Below are 1,062 nucleotides of genomic sequence, written 5' to 3' on the forward strand. Positions count from 1 at the left end.
GAAAAGTCGCTTTTTTTGTTTTTTATGGTTAATGAGCCATGAAGGACTCGAACCTTCGACCCTCTGATTAAAAGTCAGATGCTCTACCGACTGAGCTAATGGCTCATATGGCTGGGCTAGAAGGATTCGAACCTTCGCGTGACGGAGTCAAAGTCCGTTGCCTTACCGCTTGGCTATAGCCCATTTATGTTATATGTAGTATACCCCAAAAAATAAGAAAAAGAACATGTTTGGTTATGTTCCTTTAGGAAAATGGTGGAGGGGGGCAGATTCGAACTGCCGAACCCGAAGGAGCGGATTTACAGTCCGCCGCGTTTAGCCACTTCGCTACCCCTCCACAGCTTTTATTTTTGAAAGTGGTGCCGGCAAGAGGACTTGAACCCCCAACCTACTGATTACAAGTCAGTTGCTCTACCAGTTGAGCTACACCGGCATAAATGGTGGAGGATGACGGGATCGAACCGCCGACCCTCTGCTTGTAAGGCAGATGCTCTCCCAGCTGAGCTAATCCTCCAAAAGATGACCCCTACGGGATTCGAACCCGTGTTACCGCCGTGAAAGGGCGGTGTCTTAACCGCTTGACCAAGGGGCCGATAAAAAACAATGAACTTGCATAAAATAATGATAAGCTTCCAACCGGGCTCGAACCGGTGACCTCTTCCTTACCATGGAAGCACTCTACCTGCTGAGCTATGGAAGCAAAGCAATGGCTCCGCAGGCAAGACTCGAACTTGCGACCGATCGGTTAACAGCCGATTGCTCTACCACTGAGCTACTGCGGAATAATATGGTTAAATAAAACAATGCCAGGCGGCGTCCTGCTCTCACAGGGGGAAACCCCCAACTACCATCGGCGCTGAAGAGCTTAACGGCCGTGTTCGGGATGGGAACGGGTGTGACCTCTTCGCTATTGCCACCTGACTATGAAGTTTGAAAGAAATGTTCTTTCAAAACTGGATAGAAGCGTGATTGTATGGGCATAAAGCCTTTTCGATATAGCCATGTGTTGTCCAGCTCCAGTCGGCCTGAACGGCCGACTTGTGCATTTCAGTTGATTAAGTC

8 tRNA genes and 1 rRNA gene are annotated in these 1,062 nt (G+C 49.0%); all 9 read right to left on the bottom strand.

What is annotated here, in order from left to right:
* Positions 1–32: 32 nt before the first annotated feature.
* A tRNA-Lys gene (locus VP98_RS17740) sits at positions 33–105 on the bottom strand.
* Positions 106–108: 3 nt separating this feature from the next.
* A tRNA-Gln gene (locus VP98_RS17745) sits at positions 109–183 on the bottom strand.
* A 70-nt stretch (positions 184–253) separates the two neighbouring features.
* Positions 254–337 (bottom strand) — tRNA-Tyr (locus VP98_RS17750).
* A gap of 20 nt (positions 338–357) precedes the next feature.
* Positions 358–433 (bottom strand) — tRNA-Thr (locus tag VP98_RS17755).
* Between the two features lie 5 nt (positions 434–438).
* Positions 439–514 (bottom strand) — tRNA-Val (locus VP98_RS17760).
* A gap of 6 nt (positions 515–520) precedes the next feature.
* A tRNA-Glu gene (locus VP98_RS17765) sits at positions 521–592 on the bottom strand.
* A gap of 35 nt (positions 593–627) precedes the next feature.
* Positions 628–700 (bottom strand) — tRNA-Thr (locus VP98_RS17770).
* Positions 701–707: 7 nt separating this feature from the next.
* Positions 708–782: transfer RNA gene (locus VP98_RS17775), tRNA-Asn, on the bottom strand.
* A 23-nt stretch (positions 783–805) separates the two neighbouring features.
* A 5S ribosomal RNA gene (gene rrf / locus VP98_RS17780) occupies positions 806–921 on the bottom strand.
* Between the last annotated feature and the right edge of the window lie 141 nt (positions 922–1,062).

The organism is Domibacillus indicus (assembly GCF_000970685.1).
Classification (GTDB): Bacteria; Bacillota; Bacilli; order Bacillales; family Domibacillaceae; genus Domibacillus; species Domibacillus indicus.